General features: G+C 71.3%; 20 protein-coding genes. 7 read left to right on the forward strand and 13 right to left on the reverse strand.

From position 1 onward, the window contains the following. The first annotated feature begins 98 nt into the window (after positions 1-98). Positions 99-881, forward strand: coding sequence for a neutral zinc metallopeptidase (locus tag AB0G15_RS04160; protein ID WP_362835132.1), 783 nt, complete (start codon positions 99-101; stop codon positions 879-881). Between the two features lie 303 nt (positions 882-1,184). Then, complete coding sequence (locus tag AB0G15_RS04165) at positions 1,185-1,595, forward strand: hypothetical protein (RefSeq protein WP_362835134.1); 411 nt, start codon at positions 1,185-1,187, stop codon at positions 1,593-1,595. Between the two features lie 228 nt (positions 1,596-1,823). Here AB0G15_RS04165 and AB0G15_RS04170 read toward each other — a convergent pair whose 3' ends face one another. From AB0G15_RS04170 to AB0G15_RS04195, 6 genes are all read right to left on the reverse strand, one after another. Beyond that, on the reverse strand, positions 1,824-3,032 hold the full coding sequence (locus AB0G15_RS04170) for an ROK family transcriptional regulator (protein ID WP_362681183.1): 1,209 nt from the start codon (positions 3,030-3,032) through the stop codon (positions 1,824-1,826). A 35-nt stretch (positions 3,033-3,067) separates the two neighbouring features. After that, positions 3,068-4,315, reverse strand: a complete 1,248-nt coding sequence (locus AB0G15_RS04175) for an ABC transporter permease (RefSeq protein ID WP_362835136.1) — start codon at positions 4,313-4,315, stop codon at positions 3,068-3,070. Beyond that, on the reverse strand, positions 4,312-5,076 hold the full coding sequence (locus tag AB0G15_RS04180) for an ATP-binding cassette domain-containing protein (protein WP_362681189.1): 765 nt from the start codon (positions 5,074-5,076) through the stop codon (positions 4,312-4,314). The genes AB0G15_RS04175 and AB0G15_RS04180 overlap by 4 nt, the downstream gene beginning before the upstream one ends. A gap of 193 nt (positions 5,077-5,269) precedes the next feature. After that, complete coding sequence (locus tag AB0G15_RS04185) at positions 5,270-6,385, reverse strand: substrate-binding domain-containing protein (protein WP_362835138.1); 1,116 nt, start codon at positions 6,383-6,385, stop codon at positions 5,270-5,272. A gap of 521 nt (positions 6,386-6,906) precedes the next feature. After that, the gene (acnA, locus tag AB0G15_RS04190) at positions 6,907-9,678 is read right to left on the reverse strand and encodes an aconitate hydratase AcnA (protein ID WP_362835140.1); all 2,772 of its coding nucleotides are present in this window, start codon (positions 9,676-9,678) and stop codon (positions 6,907-6,909) included. Positions 9,679-9,868: 190 nt separating this feature from the next. After that, the gene (locus AB0G15_RS04195) at positions 9,869-10,597 is read right to left on the reverse strand and encodes a metal-dependent hydrolase (protein ID WP_362835142.1); all 729 of its coding nucleotides are present in this window, start codon (positions 10,595-10,597) and stop codon (positions 9,869-9,871) included. A 952-nt stretch (positions 10,598-11,549) separates the two neighbouring features. On the opposite strand from AB0G15_RS04195, the gene AB0G15_RS04200 reads away from it, so the two are divergent. Both AB0G15_RS04200 and AB0G15_RS04205 read left to right on the forward strand, forming a co-directional pair. Further along, positions 11,550-12,332 carry a PadR family transcriptional regulator gene (locus AB0G15_RS04200; RefSeq protein WP_362835144.1) on the forward strand — a complete coding sequence of 261 codons (783 nt, stop codon included), beginning with the start codon at positions 11,550-11,552 and terminating at the stop codon, positions 12,330-12,332. 7 nt (positions 12,333-12,339) lie between these two features. Further along, entirely contained in the window at positions 12,340-12,939 is a 600-nt protein-coding gene (locus tag AB0G15_RS04205; protein WP_362835146.1) for a DUF1707 domain-containing protein, read from the forward strand. 116 nt (positions 12,940-13,055) lie between these two features. Here AB0G15_RS04205 and mug read toward each other — a convergent pair whose 3' ends face one another. From mug to AB0G15_RS04230, 5 genes are all read right to left on the reverse strand, one after another. Next, the gene (gene mug, locus AB0G15_RS04210; RefSeq protein ID WP_362835320.1) at positions 13,056-13,619 is read right to left on the reverse strand and encodes a G/U mismatch-specific DNA glycosylase; all 564 of its coding nucleotides are present in this window, start codon (positions 13,617-13,619) and stop codon (positions 13,056-13,058) included. Between the two features lie 51 nt (positions 13,620-13,670). Further along, positions 13,671-15,080, reverse strand: a complete 1,410-nt coding sequence (locus AB0G15_RS04215) for a sugar porter family MFS transporter (RefSeq protein ID WP_362835148.1) — start codon at positions 15,078-15,080, stop codon at positions 13,671-13,673. Positions 15,081-15,387: 307 nt separating this feature from the next. Next, entirely contained in the window at positions 15,388-17,886 is a 2,499-nt protein-coding gene (locus AB0G15_RS04220) for a polynucleotide kinase-phosphatase (RefSeq protein WP_362835150.1), read from the reverse strand. Next, a complete protein-coding gene (locus AB0G15_RS04225) occupies positions 17,879-19,507 on the reverse strand; it encodes a 3' terminal RNA ribose 2'-O-methyltransferase Hen1 (RefSeq protein ID WP_362835152.1) in 1,629 nt (542 codons plus the stop codon). The genes AB0G15_RS04220 and AB0G15_RS04225 overlap by 8 nt, the downstream gene beginning before the upstream one ends. A gap of 196 nt (positions 19,508-19,703) precedes the next feature. Beyond that, positions 19,704-20,627 carry an LLM class F420-dependent oxidoreductase gene (locus AB0G15_RS04230; protein ID WP_362681216.1) on the reverse strand — a complete coding sequence of 308 codons (924 nt, stop codon included), beginning with the start codon at positions 20,625-20,627 and terminating at the stop codon, positions 19,704-19,706. Positions 20,628-20,775: 148 nt separating this feature from the next. Here AB0G15_RS04230 and AB0G15_RS04235 point away from each other — a divergent pair, with 148 nt between their 5' ends. From AB0G15_RS04235 to AB0G15_RS04245, 3 genes are all read left to right on the forward strand, one after another. Next, positions 20,776-21,840, forward strand: a complete 1,065-nt coding sequence (locus tag AB0G15_RS04235; protein WP_362835154.1) for a hypothetical protein — start codon at positions 20,776-20,778, stop codon at positions 21,838-21,840. 171 nt (positions 21,841-22,011) lie between these two features. Beyond that, entirely contained in the window at positions 22,012-22,782 is a 771-nt protein-coding gene (locus AB0G15_RS04240) for a Clp protease N-terminal domain-containing protein (protein ID WP_362835156.1), read from the forward strand. 58 nt (positions 22,783-22,840) lie between these two features. Next, positions 22,841-23,077 carry a hypothetical protein gene (locus tag AB0G15_RS04245; protein ID WP_362835158.1) on the forward strand — a complete coding sequence of 79 codons (237 nt, stop codon included), beginning with the start codon at positions 22,841-22,843 and terminating at the stop codon, positions 23,075-23,077. Positions 23,078-23,110: 33 nt separating this feature from the next. Here the strand turns inward: AB0G15_RS04245 and AB0G15_RS04250 are convergent, their stop codons facing one another. Together AB0G15_RS04250 and AB0G15_RS04255 are read right to left on the reverse strand one after the other, a co-directional pair. After that, positions 23,111-24,280 (reverse strand): serine hydrolase domain-containing protein, encoded by a 1,170-nt coding sequence (locus AB0G15_RS04250; RefSeq protein WP_362835160.1) that lies wholly within the window; start codon positions 24,278-24,280, stop codon positions 23,111-23,113. 235 nt (positions 24,281-24,515) lie between these two features. Continuing rightward, the gene (locus tag AB0G15_RS04255; protein ID WP_362835162.1) at positions 24,516-25,979 is read right to left on the reverse strand and encodes a PLP-dependent aminotransferase family protein; all 1,464 of its coding nucleotides are present in this window, start codon (positions 25,977-25,979) and stop codon (positions 24,516-24,518) included. Between the last annotated feature and the right edge of the window lie 43 nt (positions 25,980-26,022).

The raw sequence follows: 26,022 nt of genomic DNA on the forward strand, positions 1-26,022 counted from the left end.
TGAGCTCCGGCACGAAACCGCGATATGCGGCCGCGCTTTCCAAGCGTGGCCGCATATCCGCTTTACCCCCCCTTTAACCTCCCCTAAGGTTGATGATCATGCGCATCCCCCTTATCGCACTGCTCTCCGGCGTGCTCGTGAGCACCCTCCTCGCCGGTACGGCGGGCGCCGCGGTCAGCACCGGCGAGCTCGCGCCGGTGCCCACGGGCAAAGCCGCCCTGACCGCCAACCCGATCTACAAGACGGGCAAGCTCGAACCGGATGCCTGTCCGGAGCAGCCGGTCTACAACGACGACCTGGAGACCGCCGAGACCTATCTCAGCTTCGCTCTGGACTGCCTCAACGAGGGCTGGGAGTACCAGTTCTCCAAGACGAAGCTGCCGTTCTCCAAGCCCAAGTTCGTGGTCACCACGCGCGTCGGCGTCCAGACCGGCTGCGGCAAGTTCCCCAAGGGCGCCCAGGCGGTCTACTGCTCGCTGAACAAGAAGATCACCTTCTACCTCGACAAGGGGATCCTCTCCCAGGCGACCGAGCTGTTCCTGCTGCAGACCCTGGCCCACGAGTACGGTCACCATGTCCAGCAGCTCTCCGGGATCCTGCCCACGGTGTTCAAGCGGAAGTACAAGAACGACAAGGAGTACCTGCCCGAGCTGCGCAAGGTCGAGCTCCAGGCCGAGTGCCTGAGCGGCGCCTTCATCGGCAGCATCTGGCGTTCCCTCGGCCGTCGTGAGTCGGACTTCAGGTACGTCCTGAACGCCGCCTACAGCACGGCCAGCCACGGCACGACCAAGAGCATCGCCTACTGGGTGACCCGCGGCTTCCAGCAGGAGTCCCCCGGCGCCTGCAACACCTTCTCCGCCCCCAAGTCCAGGGTCGCCTGACCTCCACCCTCCAGCCCCTGATCTTCTGATGTCCACGACCACCCGCCGCCGTCCCACGGACACGCGACGGGTGGTCGTTCTTTTCCACCCGGTATAAGGCTTGTCCTCCAGGGGGTATGGCCCTCACTCCCCTGCCCGCCCGGCCCGGACGACCTCCCCGGGAAACGCGACCACGGGTGGCGACGATCTCGTGACACCCGGTAACCTGGCGACGCCGCCTGAAAACCCTCCCCATGAGCGTCCTCCTCGCCACGGAACCAGGCTCGGTCCCCCCGCTGGTCGACGGCAAGGAGAGAGACGGACATGAACACCACGGACACCCGCCTGCGCGTCATGGAGACGGACGTCGCCAAGCTCCGCCTGGCGAACGAGGAGAACAAGATGATCAACACCGGGATCGTCGAGGTCCTGACCGACCTGCGAACGGAGGTGTCCGAGCTCCGCACGGAGATGTCTGGATTCCGGACGGAAATGTCCGGGCTCCGCACGGACGTGGACAAACTCCGGACCGGGCAGGACGAGCTTCGGGCCGGGCAGGACGAGTTGCGCGCCGAGATGCGAACCGGGCACGCCGAGCTCCGCGAGGAGCTCTCCGTGGTCAAGCGCTCCGTCGGCAACCTGGAGCTCTCCATGAAGCGCGTCGAGGGTGACGTCGCCGAGCTCAAGGCCGGTCACATCGAGCTGCGCAACCTGGTCGCCGGTCTCGTGAAGTAACCCCGCACCACTGCCGGCACCCACGGCTCCGGGTGCCGGCAGTACGACGTCCCGCGGATCGCCACAGAACAGCACCACCGCACACCACCGCAACACCGCGGCACACCGATCGCCCGGGAACGCGAAAGCCCGGATCGCCGCGAACCGCGAACCGCCGCGGACCGGAACACCCCGTCCCGGGCGGCGAGGCAGGTCCCGCCCCCACCACCGCCGGACGGCGCGGGAGGATCAGGAGCCCGCGCGGGCAAGGACCTCGAGAGGGTCGGCGAGGACCTGGGAGAAGGCCAGCTCGGCGGCGCCGACGAGAGTGGCGTCATCGCCGAGGGCCGAGGTGCGCAAACGCAGCTGCTCGCGGCACGGGGGCAGGGCGTCGAGGGCGAGGCGGCTGCGGACCTGAGCGGCGGAACCGAGGTAGATCTCCCTGAGCGTGCCCCCGAAGACGACCATCTCGGGGTTGAACAGGTTGACGAGGTTGGAGACGCCCAGGCCGAGCCAGTCGCCGACGCGGCTCAGGGCCGCCTGCGCGACGACGTCTCCCCGGTCGGCGGCGTCGACCGCGGCGCGGACGGCGTCCCTGCCGACCCGGGAGCCGAAACGGCCCGCGGCCTCCAGGAGGGCGCGCTCCCCGACCTCCGCCTCCAGGCAGCCGTGCGAGCCGCACCCGCAGAGCCGTCCCTTGTCAGGGTTGACGATCATGTGTCCGACCTCGCCGCCGAAGCCCAGGTGACCGCCGAGCAACTGGCCGTTGACGATCACTCCCCCGCCGATGCCGACGTCGCCGTGGAGGTAGACGAGGTCGCGGCAGCCGACGCCGACGCCGCGGGTCTGCTCGGCGAGGGCGGCGAGGTTGGCGTCGTTGCCGACGGTGACCGGCAGGCCGAAGGCCAGCCGCCGGGTCATCTCGTCGGCGAACGGCACGTCGTCCACGGTGACCATGTTGGGCCCGAACCTGACGACCCCGTCGCCTCGTCCCACTCCCCCGGAGAAGGCCGCCGCCACCCCGACGCACACCGTGTCGGGCCGGGTCCTGCGGTGCATCTGCCGGGCGAAGGCGGCGAGCGGGCCGACGATCTCCTCCAGGGAGAAGTCCCCGCGCCGCCGTACCGTCTCGCGGCGGTCGAGGATGGTGCCGCCCAGGCCGACGCGGGCGGCGACCAGCCGGTCGACGCCCACGTCGAGGGCGAACACGTAGACGCGCGCCGACTCCGGGCGGACCACCAGGGACGGACGCCCGGCCCGGCCCGTCTCCCTGGGGAGCTCCTCCCTGACCAGCCCCGCGGCGGTCAGATCGGCGGTCAGCGCCATGATGGTGCTGCGGTTGAGGCCCATCCGGTTGGTGAGTTCCGCACGCGAGGTGGGGCCGCTCAGATGGACGTGCCTGAGCAGGGCCCCAAGGTTGTGACGCCTGATCTCCTCCTGGGAGGGGCCTGCCCGCATGACGTGATGTTCCTTCGGTGGATCGGAGTCGCTGATCACCTTAGACCAGTGGCGGCCGCCCGCTTGCGGGACAGCGCGTCCACCATGGCGGCCAGCAACAGGACCGATCCGGTCACCATGAACTTCACTCCGGAGCTGTAGCCCATCAGGCCCATGCCGTTCTCGATGACCGCGACCACGGCACCGCCGAGGATGGCGTCCAGCACCCGGCCCTTGCCGCCGAACAGGCTGGTGCCGCCGATGACAGCGGCGCCGACCGCGTAGAGCAGCACGTTGCTGCCGCCGGTGTTGGGGTCGACCGAGCTGGCCCGTGAGGCGGCGATGATGCCGCCGACCGCGGCCATGGAGGAACAGATCACGAAGGCGCTGATCTTCATCCGGTCGACGTTGATGCCCGCCCGGCGCGCGGCCTCGGCGTTGCCGCCGACCGCGTACAGGTGGCGCCCGTACGCCGTGCGGCGGAGCACGAACGTCAGGATCAGCAGCAGCACCACGATGATGGGCACCACCAGCGGCACGCCCGCCAGGGAGACGACGGCGACGTTGCGGCTGCGCTCGATGTTGAGGAAGTAGACGGCGAGGCCGCCGAGCAGCGTGAGGGCTCCGACCCTGACGGCGATCAGCGAGATCGGGTCGGAGGTGAGGCCGCGGGAGGCGCGCTTGCGGGCACGCAGCAGCTGGAGGCCTGCGTAGGCGGCGACGCCCACGGCCAGCAGGATCCAGCCCAGCGTGGGCGGGAGGTTCTTGTTGGCGATCGACAGGATGGTCTCGTCGCGGATGGCGATGATGGTGCCGCCCTTGACGAGCAGCAGGACCAGGCCCTGGAAGGCGAGGAAGGCCGCGAGCGTCACCACGAACGACGGGATGCCGAGTTTCGCGACGATGGAGCCGATCGCGGTGCCGATCACCACGCCGGTGAGGATCGCCGCGCCCACGGCCACGTACCAGGGCAGCCCCTGGCTGCTGAGCATGATCGCGAGCACCGCGGCGCAGACGCCGCTGGCGAAGCCCGCCGACAGGTCGATCTCGCCGAGGAGCAGCACGAAGACCAGGCCCATGGCGATCACGGTGACCGCGGCGCCCTGGGTGAACAGGTTGGCGAAGTTCCCCGCGGTCAGGAAGGAGGGACGCAGGATGGCGAAGATCGCGCAGAGCACCACGAGGCCGAACACCGCGGGCAGCGCGCCCATGTCGCCGCCGCGTACCCTCTCGGCGTAGCCGCGGACGTTGGTCCTGATCGAGGGTGCCTCGTGCACGGTCTTCGGCGAAATCGTGGCGGTCATACGGTGACTCCGTTGGTGAGGCCGAGGTCCCCGCTGCGGCCGGAGGTGATCAGTTCGACGACCTGCGCGTGGGTGACGTCCGAGGTCTTGACCTGGGCCGCCATCCGGCCGAGGTAGAGGGTGGCGATCCGGTCGGACACCGCGAAGACGTCGTTCATGTTGTGCGAGATCAGGACGACGGCCAGGCCCTGGTCGGCCAGGCGCCGGACCAGTTCCAGTACCTGCGCCGTCTGGGCGACGCCGAGGGCGGCGGTCGGCTCGTCGAGGATGACGACCTTGCTGTTCCACAGCACGGCCTTGGCGATGGCCACCGTCTGGCGCTGGCCACCGGAGAGGCTGGCGACGAGCTGGCGGATGGACTTGACGGTCCTGACCGACAGGCTCTCCAGTGTCCTGGCCGCCATCTCCTCCATCGTGTCCTCGTCGAGGACGATGCCGCGCTTGTGCTCGCGGCCGAGGAACATGTTCTGGACGATGTCGAGGTTGTCGCAGAGCGCGAGGTCCTGGTAGACGATCTCGATGCCCAGGTCGGCCGCGTCGCGCGGGCTGCCGATCTGGACGGGCTTGCCGTCGAAGAAGTACTCGCCGGAGTCGATCGCGTGGATGCCTCCGACGCACTTGACGAGGGTGGACTTGCCTGCGCCGTTGTCGCCGACCAGCGCGGTCACCTCTCCGGCGTACGCGGAGAGGGAGACGTCGTGCAGGACCTGTACGGGACCGAAACTCTTGTCGATCCCGCGGAGTTCCAGTGCGGGGGTCATGGGGTTGTGCTCCCTGTGTTCATTTCGCGCGGCGAAGCTCGCGCGGCTCGGGCGCCTGCGGGCGGCGTCCCGCCCTGTGACGCCGGGAGACGCCCACCTGCCGCGTCTCCCGGCGTCACAGGGTGAGGTGTGCCGCGATCGAGCGCGAGGGGGCGGCCGGCCGGGGGGAACGGCCGGTCGCCCCCTCCGCGCCTTACTGGATTCCGGCCTCGGCGCACTTGGCGGCGAACTCGCCGGTGCACAGCTCGTCCTTGGTCACGAAGCCGTCGGCGACGACGTCCTTGACGCTGTCGAAGAAGATCGGCTGCGGGTCGAGGAGGACGGCGGGCACGTCGGCGCCGCTCTCGGTGTCCTTGACCGTCCCGGTCGCCGCGGGCTTCTCGCCCTTGGCCAGGCCGATGGCGAGCGCGGCGGCCGCGTCGGCCTCCTTCTTGATCGCCTTGTAGACCGTCATGCACTGGTCGCCGACGAGGATGTTCTGCAGGCCCTGCACGGTGGCGTCCTGGCCGGTGACCGGGACCTTGCCGTTCAGGTTGTTCTTCTTCAGGACCGAGATGGCGGCGTTGCCGAGACCGTCGTTGGCGGCCAGAACACCGGCGATCTTCGGCTGCTCGGTGAGCATCTGCTCGAAGATCGTGCCCGCCTGGGTGTTGTCCCATTCGGGGACGGACTGGTCCGGGCCCTTGACGTAGTCGCCGGAGTCGTACTTGGGCTTGAGCACGCCGTCGTAGCCGTTCTTGAACAGCGTGGCGTTGTTGTCGGTCGGCGAGCCGTTGAGCTCGGCGACGATCGGCTTCTCGGCCTTCTTGTCGGTCAGGCACTTCACCAGGCCCTCACCCTGCAGGGTGCCGACCTTGGTGTTGTCGAAGCTGACGTAGTACTGGGCACCGCCGTTGAGGGTGAGGCGGTCGTAGTCGATGGTGGCCACGCCCTGCGCCTTGGCCTTGTCGAGCACGGCCTTGCCGGTGCCGCTGTCGAGGTTGACGATCATCAGGACCGTGGCCCCGTTGGTGATCATCTGGTCGGCGATGGTCTGGAACTGGGTCTTGTCACCCTGGGCGTTCTGGATGTCGTAGGCGACACCCGCGGCCTTGAAGGCCTCCTCCAGATACTTGCGGTCCGCGGTCTCCCAACGGGCGGAGGACTTGCTGTCGGGAAGGATGACGCCGACCTTGCCCGCGGCCGCCGCGCTCTCCGCAGGGGCGGCACCGGTCGAGGCGCTGGTCTCGGGGGTGTCGCTCCCGCAAGCGGTGAGGCCGAGGGTCATCGCCGCGGCGGCGGCGGTAAGGCTGAGGATCCCCTTGCGCATGGTGCACGGGTCCTTTCTTCGAAATTGGGGGGTACGGACGTGCGGCATGCCGAATTCGCGGGTACGGCTGTGCCGGATCTCGGCTCACCGTTCCGTTGAATGTTGTTTGCGGCAACGTATTCCGCCGTTGGCCTGGAGCGCCAGACCCTCCATAGGTAAAGTTTGTTGTGGCCGGTAACAATCCAGAAACGCGCCCTTAACCATCCCGGGTCCGGACGGCCTTTTACCCTCCCGATGCCCTTGCGGTCACCGGGACGGCGGCTCTGATCTGCCCTTTTCCCGACGCGGTTCGGCGTTCTCCCCGCCCGTCCCTGCCCGCGGTGCGGCGTCCTCCCCGCCCGCACCTCGCCCTTTGCCCGGTGCCGCCCCCGGAAATCCTCGGGACTCCCCGGGACACCGGGACGCGCGAAAGTCTCCGGAAAGCACGGAACCGCCCGGTGGGATGGTGTCCCGCCGGGCGGTTCTCGTCTGGGGGTGTACCCCCATGCGGGCGGGGCTTACGTGCGGCCCCGCCCCCCTGCTCAGCTCTTGGCGAGCAGGGAGCGCAGGACGTACTGCATGATGCCCCCGTGCCGGTAGTAGTCGGCCTCTCCGGGGGTGTCGATGCGCACGACCGCCTGGAACTCCTTGCCGTCGGCCCTGACCGTCACGGTCTGCGGGACGCCGCCCTCGTTGAGGGCTTCGACGCCGACGACGTCGAAGGTCTCCTCGCCGGTCAGGCCGAGCGACTGCGCCGTCTCGCCCTCGGGGAACTGCAGCGGCAGCACGCCCATGCCGATGAGGTTGGAGCGGTGGATGCGCTCGTAGGACTCGGCGATGACGGCGCGGACGCCGAGCAGCGCGGTGCCCTTGGCCGCCCAGTCGCGCGAGGAGCCCGAGCCGTACTCCTTGCCGGCCAGCACCACGAGCGGGATGCCCGCGGCCTGGTAGTTGGCCGAGGCGTCGTAGATGAAGGACTGCGGCCCGCCGTCAAGGGTGAAGTCGCGGGTGTAGCCGCCCTCCACGCCGTCGAGCAGCAGGTTCCTCAGCCGGATGTTGGCGAAGGTGCCGCGGATCATGACCTCGTGGTTGCCCCGGCGCGAGCCGTAGGAGTTGAAGTCCTTGACCCCGACGCCGTTCTCCTTCAGGTAGTCGGCGGCGGGGGTGCCGACCTTGATGGCACCCGCCGGGGAGATGTGGTCGGTGGTGACCGAGTCGCCCAGCTTCGCGAGCACCCGGGCACCGGAGATGTCGGTCACCGGCTGCGGCTCCGGCGGCATGCCCTCGAAGTAGGGGGCCTTGCGGACGTAGGTCGAGTCCGGGTCCCACTCGAAGGTGTTGCCGGTCGGGATCGGCAGCGAGCGCCAGGTCTCGTCGCCCTTGAACACGTCGGCGTAGTCGTGCAGGAACATCTCCTGGTCGATCGAGGAGGCGACGACCGCCGCGATCTCCTCGGGCGCCGGCCAGATGTCGGCGAGGAACACCGGCTCGCCGTCCGAGCCCGTCCCCAGCGGCTCGTTGTTCAGGTCGAGGTCCATGGTGCCCGCGAGGGCGTAGGCGACGACCAGCGGCGGCGAGGCCAGGTAGTTCATCTTGACGTCGGGGTTGATCCGGCCCTCGAAGTTGCGGTTGCCCGACAGCACCGCGGTGACCGCGAGGTCGTTCTCCTGGATGGCGGCGGAGATCTCCTCCTGCAGCGGGCCCGAGTTGCCGATGCAGGTGGTACAGCCGTAGCCGACCAGGTTGAAACCGATCTTGTCGAGGTACGGCTGCAGGCCGGAGCGCTCGAAGTAGCCGGTGACCACCTGCGAGCCGGGGGCGAGCGAGGTCTTGACCCACGGCTTGCGGGTCAGGCCCTTCTCGACCGCGTTCCTGGCGAGCAGCGCGGCGCCCATCATGACGTACGGGTTGGAGGTGTTGGTGCAGCTGGTGATCGCGGCGATGGTCACCACGCCGTGGTCGATCTCGAAGTCGGTGCCGTCGGCCAGCGTGACCCGCACGACCTTGTGCGGGCGCTCGCCGTTGAGGCCGGCCGGGTGCGGCTTGTCTCCGTTGTCGTCGTGGGAGACCGCCGGGGAGTCGGAGGCCGGGAACGACTCGCCGGACGCCTCGTCGAGCGGGCCCTGCTCGCTCGACACGTAGTCCTTGACGGCCGCGCGCCAGGCGCTCTTGGCGTCCGACAGCGCGATGCGGTCCTGGGGACGCTTGGGACCGGCGATCGACGGGACGACCGTCGACAGGTCCAGCTCGATGTACTCGGAGAAGACCGGCTCCTCGGCCTCGGGGTCGAGCCACATGCCCTGGGCCTTGGCGTAGGCCTCGACCAGGGCGACCTGCTCGGCGGGGCGGCCGGTCAGCGTGAGGTACTCGGTCGTCTGGCCGTCGATCGGGAAGATCGCGCAGGTGGAGCCGAACTCGGGGCTCATGTTGCCGATCGTGGCCCGGTTGGCCAGCGGCACGCTGGAGACGCCGTCGCCGTAGAACTCCACGAACTTGCCGACGACGCCGTGCTTGCGGAGCATCTCGGTGATCGTGAGCACCAGGTCGGTGGCGGTGGCCCCGGCGGGGAGCTTGCCGGTCAGCTTGAAACCGACCACCCGCGGGATGAGCATGGAGATCGGCTGGCCGAGCATCGCGGCCTCGGCCTCGATGCCGCCGACGCCCCAGCCCAGGACGCCGATGCCGTTCTCCATGGTGGTGTGGGAGTCGGTGCCGACGCAGGTGTCCGGGTACGCCTTCCCGTCGCGGACCATCACGACGCGGGCCAGGTGCTCGATGTTGACCTGGTGCACGATGCCGGTGCCCGGCGGGACGACCTTGAACTCGTCGAAGGCGGTCTGGCCCCAGCGCAGGAACTGGTAGCGCTCGCGGTTGCGCTCGTACTCCCGGTCGACGTTGCGCTGGAAGGAGTCGGCGCCGCCGAAGAAGTCGACGATGACCGAGTGGTCGATGACCATCTCGGCCGGGGCGAGCGGGTTGATCCTGGCGGGGTCGCCGCCGAGGTCGCGTACGGCCTCGCGCATGGTCGCCAGGTCGACGACGCACGGGACGCCGGTGAAGTCCTGCATGATCACGCGGGCCGGCGTGAACTGGATCTCCACGTTCGGGGCGGCCTTGGGGTCCCACTGGCCGATCGCACGGATGTGGTCGGCGGTGATGTTCGCGCCGTCCTCCGTGCGGAGAAGGTTCTCCAGAAGGATCTTCAGGCTGTACGGGAGACGTCCCGACCCCTCCACGGCGTCCAGCCGGTAGATCTCGTACTCCGCGTCACCGACGCGGAGCGTGTCACGGCTGCCGAAGCTGTTCGCGGACACGGTTCGCCTCCCTCATCACCTGATGTCTGGCGCGCCGGCACATAGGGCGCGATTGAATCCTGCCGCACCGCCCGGGCACCCCGGACTGTTAGGTCTGCCTAACTTCCAGGCCACCCACAGGTTGCAGCGGATGTCTCGATATCAAGATATCCCTCCGGGTATCTCGACATCAAATTACTCCCCAGTATGATCACTGCGGGGCGAGGCGGAGGTACAGCAGCCCGAGAACGACGACGGAAAGTACCGGGGCGAGAAACTTCTGCTCGAAGGCCCGGCCCGTCTTGATGCCGATCTTCCACGGCAGCAGCCACTTCTGCCGCATCGGCCAGAGCACCGGACAGCCCTTCTCGGTGCAGCAGTCGCCCACGACGTGGGTGAGGCACCCGATCGCCACCGCGAGACCCAGCCAGGCGTACTCCACGTTGTCGCTGCGGAACACCACGAACAGCCCGGCCGTCATGCCGACGTTGAGCATCGCCGAGGCGAACTTCTTGCCCGGGATGCCGATGCCGATCGCCCGCAGCGCCAGGCCGATGAGCAGGACCACCAGGATGTCGCGGCCGATCGGATAGGTGTTGGCCAGGTGGTGCGCGCCGAAGCCCGCGGCGATCGAGAACACCAGCGAGTGGGTGGCGTTGCGGTGGCCTCCGGCGAGCCACGAGACCGCCTTGCTCAACCCCCAGGTGACCGGCCCGAACGTCTGCGCGATCGTCGCGCTCGGATGGTCGAGGTCGGGCAGCATCGCGGCACCGGCGCAGATGATGGCTCCGGCGACGAACTCGGCCGGGTTGAGCGCGTTGACCATGACACCGGTCTCGATGAACCTGGACGTCTCGGTCAGCAGGGGCAGCGCGGCCAGCGCGGGCGCCACCCCCAGCCAGGCGATCGCACCCGTCAGCGCATGCGTATGCCCCATCATCGGTCAAAAACCCCCATCAAGATCACCTCGGGAGACTGTACGTCAAAGCCTCCTCCAGATGGAGGACCGTGCCATTTCACGCCATCGGCGTGTCGCGCGGGCGAGATGGCCCCAGCGCGCGTGTGCTGATCGTTTCCGGCCGACTCCAGGGTCGCCCGAGGGCGACGATGGTCCGCTTCGATCTCCCCGTCCCTTCACGAGAGGTGCCTGCCATCCGAATCTTCCTACGAACGGGGAACGGATGGAACGGGCGAATGGTGCCGGGGACGGCGGCCGGGAAGCGTCTCGGCGGAGTGGTCGCCCTCGCGGGGCGGGCCTGGCGCGGGGAACCCTCCGGGAGTCTTCACCGAAAGGCCCGGACGCGAACCCGGGAGGGCCGCGATCAAGAAGGGACGTGCGAAAACGTGGGGAAACGACAGACGGGACCGTTCCGCGCCGAAAGCACCCCCCAGCCCTTCCGGCGCGGAACGAATCCCGTCTACGTCCTTTGTAACGTGCAGGTCTCAGTACTTGTTCCAGAATCCGCCAAGAATTACGTGATCTGCCTCACTTCTACGTAGAGTGACGATCTTTCACTCTTGGCGACGGCCGCCGAAAAGGGCGCGCAGGGCGGCGAATCGGGGCCCTGAGAGCCCGTGCGGGGCCGCCCGCCCGGCGAGTCCTGCCCGGACCCGGCCGACCCCCGGACCGGCGGACCGGCGGATCGGCGGATCGGCGGATCGGCGGATCGGCGGATCGGACCGGCGGATCGGACCGGCAGGAGGCCGGATCAGAAAGGCGAGGTGGCGGGCCGGACAGGCGGGCCGGAGAGCATCTCACCCCATCAACGATCAAATGCCTCAGATCGCACACAAGCCCAATTTCCTGACATGAGGTTGCTGTCGGAATGTTCTCGATATATCTTTGAAGCATCGAGAGCGGTCAAAAGACGATCGCTGCATGGAGGTACGGCATGACATCGTCCAACGCGATGGGCGCCCCCTGGGCCGGATTCGGCTCCCACGAGGTCAGGCGCGAGATGAAGCGCGCGGCCAGGGAGGCATGGCGGCAGATGGCCGCCGGGTGGCACGAGGGCGGCCCGGAGCACGGTCCCCGCGCGCCACACCACACGCACCACGAGCACCACGAGGGCGGGCCTCGCGAGCACCGGCACCGCGGCCACCGCGGCCCCTTCCCCTTCGGCGGGTTCCCCTGGGACATGGGCCGGGGCGGCAGAGGGGGCAGAGGCCCGTTCGGCGGGGGCCCGTTCGGCGGCCCGCCGTTCGGGAGGGGGCGCAAGGCCAAGCGCGGCGACGTCCGCGCGGCGATCCTCGCCCTGCTCACCGAGTCCTCGCACAACGGCTACCAGATCATCCAGGAGATCGAGCGGCGCAGCGAGGGCGGCTGGAAGCCCAGCCCTGGAGCGGTCTACCCGGCTCTGCAGCAGCTCACCGACGAGGGCCTGGTCCTGGCCGAGGAGAACGAGGGCCGCAAGACCTTCAGCCTCACCGACGCCGGACGCGTCTACGTGGCCGAGCACTCCGACGAGGTGCGCGCTCCGTGGGAGGAGATGACGCCCGACGTCGACGACAGCACCTGGGAGCTGATGGACATCACCCGCCAGTCGGGGTTCGCCATGCTCCAGATCCTGCAGACCGGCAGCGACGCGCAGATCCGGCAGGCCAAGCAGACCCTGGTCGAGACGCGCCGCAAGCTCTACCAGATCTTGGCCGACGGCGACACCGGCGAGGAGTGACCCGACCATGACCCCCCGAGACGACCTCCGTATCGGAGACGCCGAGCGTGACGTGGCGATGGAGTCCCTGCGCGAGCACTACGTGCAGGGCCGCCTGACCCGTGAGGAGCTCGACGAGCGCCTCGAACTGACCCTGGCCGCGCGGACCGGCGGCGAGCTGGCCCGGGTGAGCGCGGATCTGCCCGGCCCGGGCGACCCCCGGGCGGAGGAGTCCGAGGACACCTGGGGTCCCTGGGGCGCGGGGGCCCCCTGGGGTCCGGGGAAAGGGCCGTGGGGGCCGGGCGGAGGGCCGTGGGGACCGGGTGGGCCGTGGGGGCCGTGGGGGCCGGGCCACCGGCACCGCGCGCACGCCCACCCCTGGGGCCACCACCGTCCCGGGGGCCGCCACCCGGGCTGGAGCCGCCACCCCGGGGGTCACCGTGGCGGGCCGCCGTTCTTCCCCCTGATGATCCTGGTGCTGGTGGCCGGGGTGTCGATCGGCGGGTTCGGGGTGCTCAAGTTCGTCTTCCTCGCCTGGCTGGTGATGGGGGTGCTGGGCATGCTCCACCGCGGGCGGGGGCGTTCCAGGACGCGCTCCCGCGGGGTCGGCCCCCCGGCCGCGTCCTGACCCCCGCTCTGACCGGTCCGTGCCGGCCGCTGACCGGCCTCTGAGGGGTTCGGGGGAGCGGGCGACGCGCTCGCCCGCTCGCCCGTCCCGGCTCGCGGGGCGCCCGCACCGGCCGGTCAGGCGAGGGACTCCCGGAGCCTGCGCATCTCCCCCGCGATCCCGTCCAGCGTCCAGTGCGCGTTCAGGCCGCTCGGGTTGGGCAGCACCCACACCGCCGCGCCGCCGATCTCGCTCTCCTGCGGCCCGATCACCGCCTTGGGCACGCCGAACGCCTGCCGGTAGGCGGTCACCCCCGCCACCGCCAGCACCCTCGGGCGGATCTCGGCGACCAGCCCCGCCAGGCGCTCCCCGCCCGCGCGGAACTCCTCGGCGGACAGCTCCGCCGCCTGCGCGGTGGGCCGTCGCACCACGTTGGTGATGCCCAGCCCGTACGAGGGAAGCAGGTCCTGCTCGGCGGGCGAGAGCAGCCGGGGGGTGAAGCCCGAGCGGTGCAGCGCGGGCCAGAAGCGGTTGCCGGGGCGGGCGAAGTGGTGGCCGGTGGCCGCGGAGTACAGGCCGGGGTTGATCCCGCAGAACAGCACGTCCAGCGAGGGCCCGAGCACGTCCTCGATCGTCCTCTCCCCGGCCGCCTCGAGCTCGGCGCGGCTCGGCCGCGCCTGGGCCCGCGCTCCGGAGGTCACCCGCCTCGCGCGCGGGGCACTTTCCTGTCTCCTGGACGGCACGAGGCGAACCTAACCCATCTCCTCGAGCTTTCGCCCCTTGGTCTCCCGTACCTTGAACAGCACGAAGACGAAGGAGAGCGCGGCGAAGGCGGCGTACCCCACGTAGGCCCCGGCCAGGTTCCACTCGCTCAGCGACGGGAACGAGACGGTGATCAGCCAGTTGGCCACCCACTGGGCGGCGGCGGCCACCGAGAGCGCGGCGGCCCTGACGCGGTTGGGGAACATCTCCCCCAGCAGCACCCAGACGATCACGCCCCACGACAGCGCGAAGAACAGCACGAAGACGTGCGCGGCGATCAGGGCGACCGTGCCCTGGGTCTCGGGCAGCTTGACCGCCTCGCCACTCGGGACACCCGCGCTGAAGGCCCACGCGGCCACGGCGAGCGCGGCCGTCATGCCCGCGGAGCCGATCAGCAGCAGCGGCCTGCGGCCGATCCTGTCGACCAGCGCGATGGCGATGAACGTGCCGACGAGGTTGATGATCGAGGTGGAGAAGCTGATGAGCAGCGAGTCCGACTGGTTGATGCCGACCGACTGCCACAGCGACGCCGAGTAGTAGAAGATCACATTGATGCCGACGAACTGCTGGAAGACGGAGAGCAGGATGCCGATCCAGACGATCGGCATCAGCCCGAACCGGGAACCGCGCAGGTCCCGCAGGCGGGGCCGGCGCTCGCTGCGCACCGAGGTCTCGATCTCCGCCAGCCGGGCGTCCAGATCGGTCTCCTCGCCCTCGACCTCCGACAGCACCTTGCGCGCCGCGTCCGTTTTCCCGACCGCGATGAGGAAGCGCGGCGACTCGGGGATGACCGTCGCGAAGACCAGATAGAGCAGGGCGGGTACCAGGCAGGCGCCGAGCATCCACTGCCAGGCCTGCAGCCCGAGCAGCTCGTTGTTGACGTCGCCCCCGGCCCGCTCCGCGATCGCGTAGTTGACCAGCTGGGAGACCGCGATGCCCAGCACGATCGCGAGCTGCTGGAAGGACCCCAGGCGTCCCCGGTAGGCGGGCGGCGCGACCTCCGCGATGTAGGCGGGGCCGATCACCGAGGCCATGCCGATGCCCACACCGGCGAGCACCCTCCAAAGAGCCAGGTCCCAGAGCGCGAAGGGCAGGGCCTGGCCGACGGAACTGACCGCGAACAGGATCGCGGCCACCTGCATCGCCCTGGTGCGTCCCCAGTGGTCGGCCAGCCCTCCGGCGATCCAGGCGCCCAGCGCCGAGCCCAGCAGCGCGATCGCCACGACGAAGCCGGTCTGGACCGGGCCGACGTCGAAGTTCTTCTCAATCCCGGTGACGGCGCCGTTGATGACGGCGCTGTCGTACCCGAAGAGGAAGCCGCCGATCGCCGCCGCGGCGGTGATGAAGACGACGTGCCCGATGTTCTCACCGGAGGTGCCCGTGGGGGCAGTGCTGGCCATGAGGGTTCTTTCCCCCGAGAGGAAGTTTGAGACATCGATCCCGGACTTTCGGGGACGGCCGCACGGCGGCCGTCCCCACCGGCACCGTTCCCCCTCGCACCGTGTCCCACCTGCGCCGTTCACACCTGTGTCGTTCCCACACCCCGCTCCCGCCGGCGCCGTCCCCGCGAGGGTCACGGCCGGAACCACCGGCGGGGATGACAAGCCGGGACCACCGGCGGAGACCACAGAGACCGCAGTCGGGGACCACCGGCGGAGACCACGGAGACCACAGGCCGGAACCACCGGCGGGGACCACGGGCGGGGACTACAGGCGGGGATCGACCGGCTCGGACTCCAGTGCCAGGACGGCGAAGACCGCCTCGTGCACCCTCCACAGCGGCTCCCCCTCGGCCAGCCGGGAGAGCGCCTCGAGACCCAGCGCGTGCTCGCGCAGGGCGAGTGATCGCTTGCGGCCCAGGAACCGGCGACGCAGCACGTCCAGGCTCTCGGTGTAGTCGGGCCCGTAGATGATCCGCAGGTACTCCCGCCCGCGCACCTTGACCCCGGGCTGCACCCGGCTCCGCCCGTCCGGCGGGTCCAGCGGCTTGACGACCATGCCCTCGCCGCCCTCGGCGGTCAGCGCCGACCACCAGGCCGTGGCCGCCTCCGTCGACTCCGGCGAGGCCGGATCGGCGAACACGTGCCGGGTGGGCGCGATCAGCGGGTCGTCGAGCCGCGACAGCAGGTCCAGGTGCCAGGAGTGCGGCTCCTGGATCGCGGTCGCCCTGCCCTCGCAGGCGAGGATCTGGAACGGCGCCAGCCGAAGGCCCTCGAGTCCGGAGACAGGCCAGCAGTAACGTGCATATGCCTGCCTGAAACGGGCAGCGTTGGTGGAGCGGCGTCGGGTGCGGTCCAACAGAACGCCCACATCCAAACCGCGCCCGGCCGCCGCTTCCAGCACGGTGATCGCTTCGGGCAGCACCGTGCGTGCCGCGGCGCCCACCGACGCGTACTGGCCGCGGATCAGCCCCTCGGCCTTGGCCGACCAGGGCAGCAGCTCGCAGTCGAGGGCGATCCAGCCCGACCCCAGCTCCTCCATCAGCGGCGCGCACACCCGCCTGAGCCTGTCGACCAGCTCGGTGGTGTCGGCGAAGAACGACCTTCCCGTACGGGTGTAGATCGCCCCCGCGCTGCCGTCGGTGACCCCGAACCGGGCCGCCGCCACCTCCGGGTCGGCGGCCAGCACGGCCACCGCCCGCGAGCCCATGTGCTTCTCCTCGCACACCACCCGGGTCACCCCGGCCGCCGCGAACTCGGCGAACGCCTCGGCCGGGTGCTCCAGGTAGCCGTCGAGACGGGAGGTCTCCGGAGGCGCCATCGTCGGCGGGAGGTAGACCAGCCAGCGCGGGTCCACCGCGAACCGGCTCATGATCTCCAGGGCGGCGGCCGAGTTCTCCTCGCGGACCTTGATGCGGCCGCCGCCGTGGCGCACATCGATGTGGCGGGTGCCCCGCACGTCGTCGACGGAGAGCAGGCCGGGAGCGCGACGACCGGGGGCGGTCAGCGGCCTGACCGACTCGTACCAGACGCGCTCGGCGGGCACCGAGACGATCTCCCGCTCCGGGTAGCGCAGCGCGGTGAGCCGCCCGCCGAAGACCACCCCGGTGTCCAGGCAGATCGTGTTGTTGATCCACTCGGTCTCGGGGACCGGGGTGTGGCCGTAGACGACCATGGCCCGGCCCCGGTACTCGTGCGCCCAGGGGTAGCGCACCGGCAGGCCGTACTCATCGGTCTCGCCTGTGGTGTCGCCGTACAGCGCGAAGGAGCGGACCCTGCCGGAGGCGCGGCCGTGGTACTCCTCCTTGAGCCCGGCGTGGGCGACGACGAGCCTGCCCCCGTCGAGCTGGTAGTGGCTGATCAGGCCGTCCATGAAGGCCAGGGCCTCCCGCCTGAACTCCTCCGGCTCGGCGGCCAGCTGGTCCAGGGACTCCTGGAGGCCGTGGGCCACCCGGACCTTGCGGCCGTTGAGCGCGCGGGCCAGCTTCTGCTCGTGGTTGCCCGACACGCACAACGCGGTCCCGGCCGCGACCATGCCCATGACCAGCCGGAGCACGCCCGGCGAGTCGGGCCCCCGGTCCACCAGGTCGCCGACGAACACCGCCGTCCTGCCCTCGGGGTGGACCGCCCCCGCGCCGCCGGGATCGACCTCCCAGCCGAGGTCGCGCAGCAGCGTCTCCAGCTCGGCGCGGCAGCCGTGCACGTCGCCCACGATGTCGAACGGGCCGGTCAGCTCGCGCCTGTCGGTCCACGCCTTCTCGGTGACGACCTCGGCGGCCTCGATCTCCTCGGCCCCGCGCAGCACGTGGACCCGGCGAAAACCCTCGCGGGAGATCCTGCTCATGGAACGGCGCAGCTCCTTGCGCTGCCTGACGACCACGCGCGCCCCGAAGTCCCGATCGGGCCTGGACTCGTTGCGCGCGACCGCCAGTTCCTCCGGGACGTCCAGGACGATCGCGTCGACCAGCACGTTGTGCGACTTCGCGAGGGTGACCAGCTGCTTGCGCGCCTCCCACTGCACGTTCGTGGCGTCCACGACCGTCAGCAGCCCGCGCCGCAGGCGGGTGCCGACGATGTAGTGGAGCACGTCGAAGGCGTCGGGGGTGGCGGCCTGGTCGTTCTCGTCGTCGGCGACCAGCCCCCGGCAGAAGTCGGAGGAGATCACCTGGGTCGGCGCGAAGTGCCTGGCGGCGAAGGTCGACTTGCCGCTGCCGGACACCCCCACGAGCACGACCAGCGACATCTCCGGTACGGCGATCTCAGTCATCTCCACCTCCCGCGTTTCCCGCCTCCACGGCCACCTTCGTACTTCCGGGACCGCCTGACGCGCCCGGCGGGTCCTTCGCGCCCGCGAGGCCGAACAGGGCCATCTGGGTGGGCGGGCCGACCTCGGGGTCGTCGTCGCCGACCGGCAGGAACTCGGCGCCGTAGCCGTACTCGCCGCACACCTTCGCCGCCCACGCGCGGAACTCCGCGCGGGTCCACTCGAAGCGGTGGTCGGGGTGGCGCACACCGCTCAGGGATTCGTAGCGGACGTTGTGCTCGGCGTTGGGGGTCGTGACGATCACGTGCCCCGGCCGGGCGGTTCCGAAGACCACTCGCTCCAGCGCGTCCAGGCGCGGCGGATCGACGTGCTCGATCACCTCCATCAGCACCGCGGCGTCGTACCCGGCGAACCGGACGTCGGTGTAGGTCAGCGCGCCCTGGAACAGCTCCAGCCGCTCCCGCCGGCGTTCCGGCATCCGGTCGAGCCTCAGCCGCCTGGCCGCGAACGCCAGCGCCCGGGAGGAGACGTCCACTCCCGCCACCCTGGCGAACCGGGGCCGTTCGAGCAGCGCCGCGACCAGACGGCCGGAACCGCACCCGAGGTCGATGACGGTGCTCGCTCCCAGCCCTTCCAGCGTGGCGAGCACGGCCTCCAGGCGAAGGACGTTCAGCGGCCGCCTGGCGGCGCCCCCGGGCCCGGTCCGCGCCTCCCCCTCGGGAGGGAGCTCACCGGCCGGAAGGACCCCGTCCGGGGCGCCGGTCCCGCCGGCGGCGGTGGCGGCTCCCGGCCCCTCCCCGGCGGAGTCCTCCGCGGCGGAGCCCTCCGCGGCGGGGTCGGCCGAGGGGTCCTCCTCGACAGGGGTTTCGAGGTCCTCCTCCACGTCGTCGCCGATCTCGGCGAGGCGGGCGAAGGCGGTACGGGCGAGGGCCCGGCGACGGCCGAGGTAGCGGTGAGTGATCAGACCCCGGTCGGGGTGGGCGGCCAGCCACGACTCGCCCGCCCTGATCAGCTTGTCCACCTCGTCGGGGGCCACCCAGTAGTGCTTGGCGTCGTCGAGCACCGGAAGCAGCACGTAGAGCTGGTTGAGCGCGTCGGCCAGGCGGACCTCCCCGCGCAGCACCAGCCGCACGTAACGGGAGTCGCCCCACTCGGGGAACTCCTCGTCCAGCGGCAGGGCGGTCGCCTCGACCCGCCAGCCCAGCGGTTCGAACAGCCGGCGCGCGAGCTCGGGACCGCCCTTGCACGGCAGCACGGGCAGGGTGATCTCCAGCGGTATCGGCCCCGCGGCCAGTTCGGGATGGCTGTCACAGCGCCCGGTGCGCGCCGTGCGGAACACGTCGGCGAGCGCCACGGCCAGCAGCGACGACGCGGCGTAGGGCCGGTCGTTGACGTACTGGCCCAGCGTGTAGTCGGGCGTGGACCGGTCGCGCGAGCGCACCAGGCGGATCGGGTCGACGTCGAGCATCAGCGCGGCCGTGCAGCGCTCCTCGCTCGCCTCGGGATAGAGGACACGTGCCACGCCGTACGACTGCCCGAACTCCTGGACCCGGTCGGGGTGCTTGTGCAGCAGGAATCCGAGGTCCGTGGCGGGACTCACGGTGGTGGAGATCGTCAGCAACACCCGGATCAGTGTGCCGCACCCACGCGGGGACGGCCATCGGTTAACGCCCCGAACCCCCATGAGACGGCCATCGACCGACGGTTCCGGATCCACACGACACACCGCCGGTCGGATGACATATCCCGATTGGTCCTTGCCGGGGAACCCCGAGGACGCGGCTCCCCGGGCCAGGACCGGGCCAGGACCGGGCCGCGGCCTACACGTGGGACAGGATCTCGTCCGAGATGAGTTCCAGCTGGTCGAGGTCGTCCAGGTCCAGCACCTGCAGATAGATCCGCTCGGCGCCCAGCTCGGCGAACCGGCCGATCTTCTCGGCCACCTCGGCGGGGGTGCCCGCCAGGCCCGTCGCACGCAGCGCGGCGAGGTCCTGCCCGGTCGCCTCGGCCCGCCGCGCGATCTCCGCGTCGTCGGAACCGACGCAGACGGTCTGCGCGGCGGAGAACACGACCTGCTCCCTGCCCTCCGCCTCGCACGCCTTCCTGACCCGGTCGAAGGCCTGCGAGGTGTCCTCCAGGGTGCGGAACGGCACGTTGTACTCGTCGGCGAACCGGGCGACCAGGCGCGGGGTGCGCGTGGCGCCGGTGCCGCCGATGATGATCGGCGGTTTCGGGCTCTGCACGGGCTTCGGCAGCGCGAGCGAGTCGGCCAGCCGGTAGTGGGCGCCTTCGAAGGAGAACGTCTCACCCTTGGGCGTGGTCCAGAGCCCGACCAGTATCTCCAGCTGCTCCTCGAACCTGCCGAACCGCTCACCGACCGGCGGGAACGGGATGCCGTACGCGGTGTGCTCGGCGTCGTACCAGCCGGTGCCCAGGCCCAGCTCCACCCGCCCGCCGCTCATCTGGTCGACCTGGGCCACGCTGATCGCCAGCGGGCCCGGCAGCCGGAAGGTGATCGGCGTGACCAGGGTGCCGAGGCGGATCGTGGAGGTGTCCCTGGCCAGGCCGGCCAGGGTCGTCCAGGCATCGGTGGAGCCCGGTCCCGGGTCGCCGGGGCCGAGCCGCATGTAGTGGTCGGAACGGAAGAAGGCGTCGAACCCCAGCCGTTCCGCGGCCAGCGCGACCGTCAGCAGCTCGTCGTAGGTGGCACCCTGCTGCGGTTCAGTGAAGATCCTCAACTTCATGGGAACCATTATCCGGGCACTCCGGACGGCATCCGCAGAAAGCCCGCGCCGCGGCGGGAACGCTTGCTAACGTTCTGGCCTCTGACGCAACGGGTAGCGGATCGACCACTCACAGCGATCGCCCCTTGGCCGTCGAGGAGGGGATCACATGCCTGTGGCGACCGACCGCCCCCGCACCCGCCGGGTCCGTGAGCCCGGCACTCCGCCCCGGCCTCTCGTGGTGCTCGCCTCGATCGTGCTCGCCGCGGGCACCGGGGCCGCGATCTGGCTGCTGCCCTCCAGGGCGCAGGGCGAGTGGGCCCCCCTCGGCGGGCGGGCCGGGTCCGGGGCGACGCCCTCGGGAACGACCTCGGGGCCCGCGGCCGAGCCCCCGCCCCCACCGGCCGTCGCCCGCCCTTCGGGCTTCGTGGCATTCGTGGACGCGGTCCGCGAGCCGCGCTTCAACCTTTCCAGGGAGGCCAGGAGGAGCCACGTGCGCTGGTTCACGCTGGGCCACCTCACCGCCGGGCAGAAGGGCTGCGTCCCCAAGTGGGGCGGGCTCCAGGACCAGAGGGGCAACCCGGTCGCCAACCGGCTCGCCCCCCTGCGCGCCGCGGGCGGGAACGCGGGCCTCGCCTTCGGCGGCCCGGCGGGACGCGAGCTCGCCGCGGCCTGCTCCGACCTCGCCAGGCTCACCGCCGCCTACCGCCGGGCGATCGGCATCTTCGACGCCACGTACATCGACTTCGAGGTCCACGGCCCGGCGGGCGGCGCCACCGTGCTGCGGCGGGCCAGGGCGATCGCGGCCCTGCAGCGTGAGGCGGCCGGCGAGGGCCGCCCCCTCACGGTGAGTTTCACCCTTCCGGTCACCGGGGCCGGCCTGTCCCCCGCCGGTCAGGAGATGCTCCGGTCCACCCGGGCGGCGGGCGCCGAGATCGCCGCCGTCAACCTCCTGGCGCCCGTCGACGCCGCCTCGGGCGCCGGGAGCCGCCTGCGCCCGATCGCCTCGGCCGTCCGCGCCGCGCACCCTCAGATCGCCCGCTCCCTGGGCGAGAGCGCCGCCTGGAACCGGATCGCCCTGACACCCGTGCTGGCCGGTCCCGGCGACCTCACGCGGCTGGAGGCCCGCAGGCTCGCCGCCTTCACCAGCCGCAACCGCCTGGCGTGGCTCTCCACCAGGGGCGCGGCCCTCTCTCCCGGTATCACCCGGTTCCTCACCGGCGCGACACGCTAGACGGCTCTCGGCGGACCCGGGAGACGCGCCGGACGACCCTCGGCGGACCCGAAGAAGACGCGCGGGACGGCCCTCGGCGGACCCGGGAAACCCGGGCAGGCGCTGGACAAGCGTCTCCTTTGGGGTTATCAATGGGTTATAACCCTTCTGTAACCCCATAGGGGAGATGCAATGCCGAAGATCAATGTCTATCTGCCCGACGAGCTGGCCGAAGCGGTGAAGAAGGCGGGCGTGCCGGTCTCCGCGGTGTGCCAGCGCGCTCTGGAGCAGGCCGTACGGCGGGTGACGGCCATCCGCGAGACGGCGCTCGGCGCCCCCGACCTCGACGACCTGACCGCGCGCCTCACCCAGTTCACCCCGCGGGCCCGGGAGGTGGTCAAGCTGGCGGTGGAGCAGGCGCGCGCCCTGGGTGCGGCCGAGGTCGGAACCGAGCACCTGCTGGGCGGCATGCTCGCCGAGGGAGGCAACCTGGCGATCCAGGTTCTCGGCGCCCTGGAGATCGACCCCGAGGAGGTGCGGCGGCGCCTGGACCGGCTCAGCCTCGACACCCCGGCCGCGACCGGCGCCGACGAGACGGAGCTCGCCTTCGGGGCGCCCGCGGCGGCGGCCCTGGAGATGACCGTCACCGAGGCCACCTCGCTCGGTCACAACTACGTCGGCTGCGAGCACCTGCTCCTCGGACTGGTCGCCGAACCGGACGGGGCCGCCGGGCGCGTCCTGCGGGAGCTGGGCGCCGAGCACCGGCTGACCCGCCACGCGGTCTCGGCCGCGCTCGCCGGATACGTCCACCTGCGCGCGCAGACCCGGCCCGCCACCCCTCCCCCGGCCCTGCCCGCCGACGCGGCGAGCGCCCTGTCGGCGGCCGTACGCGAGGAACTGCGCCCCGTCCTGCTGAGGCTCGAACGGCTGGAGGAGCGCCTTGGCACGGCGGACGAGGCGTAGCCATGGACGCGATCCCTCCCCGCCCCGAAGGACGGGACACCCACACCGCGGACACCCGGTGACCACCCGCCCGGCCGCGTACCTGGTCGCGGGCGTGATCGCGTGGCTGGTCACCGGGATCGCCGTCGGCGTGCTGGTGGGGATGGGCTCGGGCGTGCTCGTCGGGGTGCCGGCGGGCATGAGCGCGGGCCTGGGCGCGCGCGCCCTCACCAGGCGCTTGCCGGCCGAGGTGGGCACGCCCCCGGCCCGGGAGCCGGGGGCCGGTGCCCGGCGGGTGGCGCCCCCGGCCCGGTGACCGCCGGAGACCGGCGGCGACGTCGGAGGGGTCTCACCGGGCCCGGCCGCACAGGGCGGTCTCGAAGGCGGCGATCAGGTGCTCGCGCTGCCCCGCCGTACCGGCTTGGCCCGTGGTGTAGACGGTCGCCTGGCGTCCCGTCCGGTCGCGCCCGCTGATGACGGACACGCCGGGCACGTCACCGCCGTGGAACCAGGCCGGACCACAGCTCAGCCGGGCGCGGGCGATGCCGAGACCGTACCGGGCGTCCGCGGGCCAGCCCGCCCCCCCGACGGGCACGGAAGCGCCGTCCATCGTCCGCAGCGTCTCGCGCGACAGCACCTTGCCGTCGAACACCCCTCGCCAGAACCGGTTGAGATCGCCGGGCGTGGAGACCAGGCCACCGCTCGCGCCGAACTCGTAGCCGGGCAGCCTCGTGAGGTCGACGACCCCGGCTCCGGGGTTCGCGGGGTGCACGCCGTAGGTGTGCGCGTGCGCCCCGCGGATGCCCGTCTCGCCACGGGCCGGCCAGTAGGTGTGCCGCATGCCCAGCGGTCCGATCACCAGATCGCGGCTGACCGCGCGGAAGTCGCGGCCGGTCACGGCACGCACGATCATGCCTGCGACCAGGTAGTTGGTGTTGGAGTAGGCGAACCGGCCGAGGGGGGTCGGCTTCCGGGCGAGCGCGAGCCCGAGGTAGTCCTGGGGGATCTTGGACCAGTCGGCCACGTCGGCGTACTCGGGCAGCCCGCTGGTGTGCCGGAGGAGGTCGCGCACCGTGATCTTCCGCCCGTCCGTCGCCGCGCCCGCACCCTTGCCGCGTACGGTGCCGGGGAGGTAGCGGTCGACGGTCGCGTCCAGGTCGATCTTCTTCCGCTCGGCCAGCCGCATCACGGTCACCGCCATGACCGGCTTGGTCACGCTGCCGATCCTGAACCTCCCGCCGGCGCCGATCATCGGCCGCCCGGTGCCGCGCTCGGCGGTACCGGACACGGTGGTGACGGCCCTGCCGTGGCGGTCACGGACGTGGGCGAGCGCGCCCGGCAGCCCGTCCGCGCCGGTGAGCCGGTCCAGCCGCGCCTGAAGGGAGCCGGGGTGAGGTGTCTCCGGCTCGGCGCGCGCGGAAGCGGGACCTGGCAGGAACGACGGCGCCGACAGCGCCGACAGGGCCAGCGCGCCGGCGACCGCGGTCGCGAGCGACCGGCGGGAGTTCTTCCGAGGCATGGGTTCGCCTTAGGGGTCGGGGGACGGATGACGCCTCCGACTCTGTCCGGCGGAGAGAGGAAGAGCAGTGACGCCTGCACCGCTCTTGGGGGAGGGCCTCCCCTACCCCCTCCGGTCGTGCGCACCCCACGGCGAAACCGGCCGGACCGGAACCGAGCCGACGAAGGCGGCCATCACCTCGTGGGACGAGCACGAAGCCGGGCCAACGGTCCCCTCGGCGCGGAGGCTCCCCGTCTCATGAGAGCTCGCTCCCCGTCTCATGAGAGCTCCCGGCCTCGCGGAAGCTCTCCGCGAGCCGCTCCAGGCCCGGTTCGATCCTCTCCAGGGGGATCGAGCCGTACCCGAGCACCAGTCCCGCCCGCGCGGGCGCCTCACCGTAGTAGGCGGCGAGGTCCTGCAGCGCGACGCCCGCCCCCCATGCGTACGCCGTCACCAGTGCCGGGTCGACCCCGGCGTCCGGCTTCAGGTAGGCGCAGAGGTGCAGGCCCGCGGCGGAGGGGACCGGCTCCAGCCAGTCGCGGAAGTCACGCCGGAGGATGGTGAGGATCCGCTCGTGGCGGGCCGCGTACTCGCGTGTCGCCCTGCGGACGTGCCGCCCCAGGAGGCCCTCGTCGATGAAGCCGGCCAGCGCCGCCTGGGTGGGAAGCCCGCCGCCCCAGTCGGTGAGCCGCTTGGCGGCGCGGAGGGCGGGCTGGAGCGAGGCGGGGGCGATCAGGAAGCCCATGCGCAGCATCGGCAGCATCGTTTTGGAGAAGGAGCCGACGTAGATGACGTGACCGCTGCGGTCGAGGCTCTGGAGCGGTTCGAGCGGGCGGTCCTCGAAGCGGAACTCGCTGTCGTAGTCGTCCTCGATCACCACGGCGCCGCGCCGCCCGGCCCATTCGAGCAGCGCGGCGCGGCGGCCGAGCGACATCGGCGTACCCAGCGGGAACTGGTGTGACGGCGTGACGTAGACGAGGCGGGCGGAGTCGGGGAGGGCGGCCACGTCCAGGCCCTCCCCGTCGACGGGGACGCCGACGACCCGCGCGCCCAGGGACCCGAAAAGCAGCCTGGCCGGAGGGTAGCCCGGCTCCTCGACGGCCACCCGGCAGCCCGGCTCGATCATGACGCGGCCGATCAGGTCGAGCGCCTGCTGGGCTCCCTGCGTGACGAGCACGTCATCGGCGCTCGCCCGCACCGAGCGGGAGACACCGACGTGGCGGGCGATGGCCTCCCGCAGTCCCGCGTGTCCGGAGGGGACGCCGTAGCCGGCGGAGCGCACCAGCGCCGGACGCAGCTCGCGGGCGACGAGCCTGCGCCACGTCTCGAGCGGGAACAGCTCCGCGTCGGGGAGCCCCACCCTGAAGTCGTAGGCCGCCTCCCCCTCCGGTTCGGCCGGTGGGGCGGCCGGGGAGCGCCAGAGGCGGCGGGGACGCACGCCGCGGCCCGCGGGCGCGTTCCTGGCACGGGTGCGGGCGAGAGGCTCGGCGCACACGAAGGTGCCCGCCCCGACCCGGCCGACGAGGACGCCCTCGGCGGTGAGCCGCTCGTAGGCGACGGCCGCGGTGTTGCGCGACACGTCGAGCCGCCGCGCCAGCTCGCGGGTGGGGGGCAGACGCTCCCCCGGGCGCAGGCGGCCGTCGAGGACGGCGTCCAGGAGCTGCCGGTAGATGCGGGCGGACAGGTCGCCGCGACCGGTGAGGCTCACATGGAAATCCATCGTGTCCCCTCACATTGGCCCAGTGGACTGTCCTCATATTGGA

Source organism: Streptosporangium sp. NPDC023825 (assembly GCF_040639575.1).
GTDB lineage: Bacteria > Actinomycetota > Actinomycetes > Streptosporangiales > Streptosporangiaceae > Streptosporangium.

What these genes read in the sequence shown, in the direction of transcription:
- AB0G15_RS04220 (WP_362835150.1), bottom strand. Translation starts at nt 17,886, where the DNA reads ATGACTGAGATCGCCGTACCGGAGATGTCGCTGGTCGTGCTCGTGGGG.
- AB0G15_RS04205 (WP_362835146.1), top strand. Translation starts at nt 12,340, where the DNA reads ATGACCCCCCGAGACGACCTCCGTATCGGAGACGCCGAGCGTGACGTG.
- AB0G15_RS04180 (WP_362681189.1), bottom strand. Translation starts at nt 5,076, where the DNA reads ATGACCCCCGCACTGGAACTCCGCGGGATCGACAAGAGTTTCGGTCCC.
- AB0G15_RS04235 (WP_362835154.1), top strand. Translation starts at nt 20,776, where the DNA reads ATGCCTGTGGCGACCGACCGCCCCCGCACCCGCCGGGTCCGTGAGCCC.
- AB0G15_RS04165 (WP_362835134.1), top strand. Translation starts at nt 1,185, where the DNA reads ATGAACACCACGGACACCCGCCTGCGCGTCATGGAGACGGACGTCGCC.
- AB0G15_RS04250 (WP_362835160.1), bottom strand. Translation starts at nt 24,280, where the DNA reads ATGCCTCGGAAGAACTCCCGCCGGTCGCTCGCGACCGCGGTCGCCGGC.
- AB0G15_RS04255 (WP_362835162.1), bottom strand. Translation starts at nt 25,979, where the DNA reads ATGGATTTCCATGTGAGCCTCACCGGTCGCGGCGACCTGTCCGCCCGC.
- AB0G15_RS04170 (WP_362681183.1), bottom strand. Translation starts at nt 3,032, where the DNA reads ATGCGGGCAGGCCCCTCCCAGGAGGAGATCAGGCGTCACAACCTTGGG.
- AB0G15_RS04185 (WP_362835138.1), bottom strand. Translation starts at nt 6,385, where the DNA reads ATGCGCAAGGGGATCCTCAGCCTTACCGCCGCCGCCGCGGCGATGACC.
- AB0G15_RS04175 (WP_362835136.1), bottom strand. Translation starts at nt 4,315, where the DNA reads ATGACCGCCACGATTTCGCCGAAGACCGTGCACGAGGCACCCTCGATC.
- AB0G15_RS04200 (WP_362835144.1), top strand. Translation starts at nt 11,550, where the DNA reads ATGACATCGTCCAACGCGATGGGCGCCCCCTGGGCCGGATTCGGCTCC.
- AB0G15_RS04160 (WP_362835132.1), top strand. Translation starts at nt 99, where the DNA reads ATGCGCATCCCCCTTATCGCACTGCTCTCCGGCGTGCTCGTGAGCACC.
- AB0G15_RS04215 (WP_362835148.1), bottom strand. Translation starts at nt 15,080, where the DNA reads ATGGCCAGCACTGCCCCCACGGGCACCTCCGGTGAGAACATCGGGCAC.
- AB0G15_RS04230 (WP_362681216.1), bottom strand. Translation starts at nt 20,627, where the DNA reads ATGAAGTTGAGGATCTTCACTGAACCGCAGCAGGGTGCCACCTACGAC.
- AB0G15_RS04240 (WP_362835156.1), top strand. Translation starts at nt 22,012, where the DNA reads ATGCCGAAGATCAATGTCTATCTGCCCGACGAGCTGGCCGAAGCGGTG.
- AB0G15_RS04195 (WP_362835142.1), bottom strand. Translation starts at nt 10,597, where the DNA reads ATGATGGGGCATACGCATGCGCTGACGGGTGCGATCGCCTGGCTGGGG.